The sequence below is a fragment of the Bradyrhizobium sp. P5_C11_2 genome (assembly GCF_054049755.1).
The window spans coordinates 1-1,709 of sequence record NZ_JBFULT010000924.1 but is presented as its reverse complement, the minus strand read 5'-3'; the positions used below and the strand labels follow the sequence as shown (position 1 = coordinate 1,709).

3 protein-coding genes are annotated in these 1,709 nt (G+C 62.4%); 1 reads left to right on the top strand and 2 read right to left on the bottom strand.

Going from position 1 to position 1,709, the window contains the following annotated elements:
- On the bottom strand, positions 1-126 hold a 126-nt coding region (locus tag ACXJL8_RS40340; protein ID WP_422867041.1), incomplete at its 3' end, for a sugar phosphate nucleotidyltransferase.
- 7 nt (positions 127-133) lie between these two features.
- On the bottom strand, positions 134-1,123 hold the full coding sequence (locus ACXJL8_RS40335) for an SDR family NAD(P)-dependent oxidoreductase (RefSeq protein ID WP_456686957.1): 990 nt from the start codon (positions 1,121-1,123) through the stop codon (positions 134-136).
- 206 nt (positions 1,124-1,329) lie between these two features.
- Between ACXJL8_RS40335 and ACXJL8_RS40330 the strand changes: the two genes are divergently transcribed.
- Positions 1,330-1,709, top strand: a 380-nt coding sequence (locus ACXJL8_RS40330) for a lysylphosphatidylglycerol synthase transmembrane domain-containing protein (protein WP_456686956.1), incomplete at its 3' end; no start/stop codon positions are given.

Genomic DNA, 1,709 nt, shown 5'->3' with positions numbered 1-1,709 from the left:
GTCCTGGAAGGTCGAGCGGGTACCGAACAGCGGCAGGAACTGCTTCGGCCGCACCTCGCGCGAGGCCGGCCACAACCGCGTGCCGGCACCGCCGCACATGATCAGGGGGATAATGCGTTTGTCCATCGTCATCTCAAACCTTGAAGTAGTCGCGATACCAGGTGACAAAATTGCGGACCCCGTGCTCGATCGGCGTCGACGGTGCAAAGCCGGTGTCACGCATCAGATCCTCGACATCCGCGAACGTTTCCAGCACGTCTCCAGGCTGCATTGGCAGCAGCTCTTTGTTCGCCGTCCGGCCCAGCTCCCGCTCCAGGAGAGCGACGACGTGCATCAGCTCTTCGGGATGGTTGTTGCCGACATTGTAGACCTTAGACGGCGCATTTGCGGCGGCCGGATCGTCCGCGGGCACCCGGTCGATCAGCTTGGATACTACACGAGTCACGTCGTCAATATAGGTGAAGTCGCGACGCATCCTGCCATGGTTAAAGAGCCGGATCGGCCTGCCCGCCATGATGGCGTTCACGAACAGAAACATCGCCATATCGGGCCGTCCCCACGGACCGTATATGGTAAAGAAGCGCAAGGCCGTGACCGGCAGCCGGTACAGATGACTGTAGGACTGCGCCATCAGCTCGTTCGCCTTCTTGGTCGCGGCGTAGAGACTCACGGGATGATCGGTCCGGTCCTGCACGGCGAATGGCAGTTTGGTGTTGGCACCATAAACGGAGGATGRCGACGCGTAGACGAGATGACGACAGCCGTTATTCCGGCAGCCCTCGAGCACGTTGAGAAAGCCCTCGAGATTGCAATCGGCGTAGCTGTGCGGATGGTCGATCGAGTAGCGCACGCCGGCCTGGGCTGCGAGATGCACGACTTTGGCAAATCGATGTCGCGCAAACAACGCCGCGATCGTCGCGCGGTCGGCGAGATCGGCCTGCACGAAGGAGAAGCGGGCATCGTTCCGCAACAGCTCCAGGCGCGCCTGTTTCAGCGCCGGATCATAATAGCTGTTGAGATTGTCGAGCCCGACGACGGGCCGGCCTTCGCCCATGAGCTGCCGGGCGACGTGAAAGCCGATGAAGCCGGCGGCACCCGTGACCAAAATCGCCTGATCCGTCATCCTGTTCCCAAGGAATCCTTCGCCCACGACGGGCGCCCGTCTCGCTGCCGCGTCGAGGGGGATCGCAACATCCCGCGGCGGTTCATGCAAGCTCCCTTCACGACAGCTATTGCAAGATCGACGCCAAAACCATACCAAAGCGGCCGAATTCGGCGCCTCGCGTCGGGTTGCCTCAAATCTTCGCAAACCCTGTTCATGCGGGCGAGATGCGCCGAATCCTGCTGTCGACGGCCAAAATCCTGATTTCCGCGGCGCTGCTCTATCTGGCGCTGCGCAAGGTGGATCTGTCCGAACTGTTTTCGCGCTTCACCGTGACCAGCCTGTTCTGGATCGGCGTGGCGATCGCGATCACGTTCCTGCAAATCTTCGTCGGCGCGCTGCGCTGGCGCGAGATCAGCGCCGAATGCGGCGCACCGATCGAGCTCGGCCGCGCCATGCGCTACAACGTGATCGGGTCGTTCTTCAATCAGACCCTGCCGTCGGCGATCGGCGGCGATGCGGTCCGGCTGTGGCTGGTCGCGCGCGCCGGCGCTGGATGGCGCGCTGCGACCTACTCGATCTTCGTCGACCGCGCGATCGGCTTGAT